Annotated in this window: 2 protein-coding genes; both read left to right on the forward strand. The window is 70.7% G+C overall.

The features are described from left to right. The first annotated feature begins 160 nt into the window (after positions 1-160). Positions 161-748 carry a TetR/AcrR family transcriptional regulator gene (locus G6556_RS18650; RefSeq protein WP_166944624.1) on the forward strand — a complete coding sequence of 196 codons (588 nt, stop codon included), beginning with the start codon at positions 161-163 and terminating at the stop codon, positions 746-748. Positions 749-985: 237 nt separating this feature from the next. Next, positions 986-1825, forward strand: an 840-nt coding sequence (gene arsB, locus G6556_RS18655) for an ACR3 family arsenite efflux transporter (protein WP_166944626.1), incomplete at its 3' end; no start/stop codon positions are given.

Consider the following 1825-nt stretch of genomic DNA (forward strand, 5'->3'; position numbering starts at 1 on the left):
GCTTCACGGAGCTGATCGGGGTTGCGGGGATGGTGCTGGTGCTCATGGCGGTGGCCTTCCGGGGTGGCGGGGGATCTGGCACACTGACGTATGCGGAACGATGTTCCGGTCAACATACGGAACGTCGTTCCGTTTAGCAAGCAGCGTGAGGTGCCGTCGTATGCCCAGTGCCGAGACCGTCCCGACCCGGGGGCGTCGACGTGCCGACGCCGAGCGGAACATCGCCGCGCTGCTCGACGCGGCCGCCGCGGAGTTCGTCACGGCCGGCGTCGAGGTGCCCGTGCGCGACATCGCGACCCGCGCCGGCGTCGGCGTCGCCACGATCTACCGGCATTTCCCGACCCGGGCCGACCTGGTCGTGGCCGTCTACCAGCACCAGATCGAGTCGCTGGCGCAGGACGGCCCGGCGCTGCTCGGGTCGACCGGCTCGCCGGCGGCGGCCCTGGCGGCCTGGGTGGACCGGTTCATCGACTTCCTCGTGACGAAGCACGGCCTCGCCGCCGCGCTCAGCTCCACGGACCCGGCGTTCGAGGCGCTGCACGCGTCGTTCGTGAGTCGGCTGGTGCCGGTGTGCGGCGAGCTGCTGGCGGCCGCGCGCGCCGCCGGCGAGATCACCGACGCGCTCGGCCCGTACGCGCTCATGCGCTCGGTCGGCAACCTGTGCATCGGCACCGAGTCCGACGACCGGTACGACGCGCGAGCCGCGGTGGCGGTGCTGCTGGCGGGCCTGCGGCCTGGCGGCGCCTGACCGGGGCCAGCGGCCCGTGTCAGGCGCTTCCGCGGCGCCTGGGTCGATCGCCGATAATGCACGTTATGTCAGACCAACCTCTGCGTACTGCTCTGACCTGCGCGTATGCGCGTACGAGTCGTTCGGCGCTCCGCTCCTAGGCAGCGGCGCGAGGCACGCGCACCTCCCCTGTCGCCGCGTCCTCACGCGACGTCACGGCGCTTGTCCGACTGCTTCGACGTATGTCAATGTAGTCCCGTGACGAACGAGTTTGAGGCCGGCGGAAGCCCGCGACTGTCGACCCTGGACCGCTGGTTGCCGGTGTGGATCGGGCTGGCGATGGTCGCGGGCTTGGCGCTGGGGCGCTTCGTTCCGGCCCTCGGCGAGCTCCTCTCGAGGCTCGAGGTCGGCGGGATCTCGCTGCCGATCGCGCTGGGTCTGCTGGTGATGATGTATCCGGTGCTGGCGAAGGTCCGTTACGACCGGGTCGCTGCGGTCACCGGGGACAAGCGGCTGCTGGTGAGTTCGCTCGCGCTGAACTGGGTCGTCGGTCCGGCGTTGATGTTCGCCCTGGCGTGGGTGTTCCTGGCCGACCTGCCCGAGTACCGCACCGGCCTGATCATCGTCGGCTTGGCGCGGTGCATCGCGATGGTGGTGATCTGGAACGACCTGGCCTGCGGGGACCGTGAGGCCGCGGCGGTGCTGGTCGCGATCAACTCGGTGTTCCAGGTCGTCGCGTTCTCGCTGCTGGGCTGGTTCTACCTGACCGTGCTGCCGCGCTGGCTCGGGCTGGACTCCGCCGGCCTGGACGTCTCGGTCGGGCAGATCGCGGTCAACGTCGCAGTCTTCCTGGGTGTCCCGCTGCTGGCCGGGTTCGCCTCGCGGTGGATCGGTGAGCGCACCCGCGGGCGCCAGTGGTACGAGCAGCGGTTCGTCCCGCGGGTGGGTCCGTGGGCGCTGTACGGGCTGCTGTTCACGATCGTGCTGCTGTTCGCGCTGCAGGGTGAGGCGGTGACGTCGCGGCCGCTGGACGTCGCGCGGATTGCGCTGCCGCTGCTGGTGTACTTCGCCGTGATGTGGGCGGTCGGCCTGGCCGCC

This window comes from Cellulomonas sp. IC4_254 (assembly GCF_011603975.1).
Classification (GTDB): Bacteria; Actinomycetota; Actinomycetes; order Actinomycetales; family Cellulomonadaceae; genus Cellulomonas.

What these genes read in the sequence shown, in the direction of transcription:
- G6556_RS18650 (WP_166944624.1), top strand. Translation starts at nt 161, where the DNA reads ATGCCCAGTGCCGAGACCGTCCCGACCCGGGGGCGTCGACGTGCCGAC.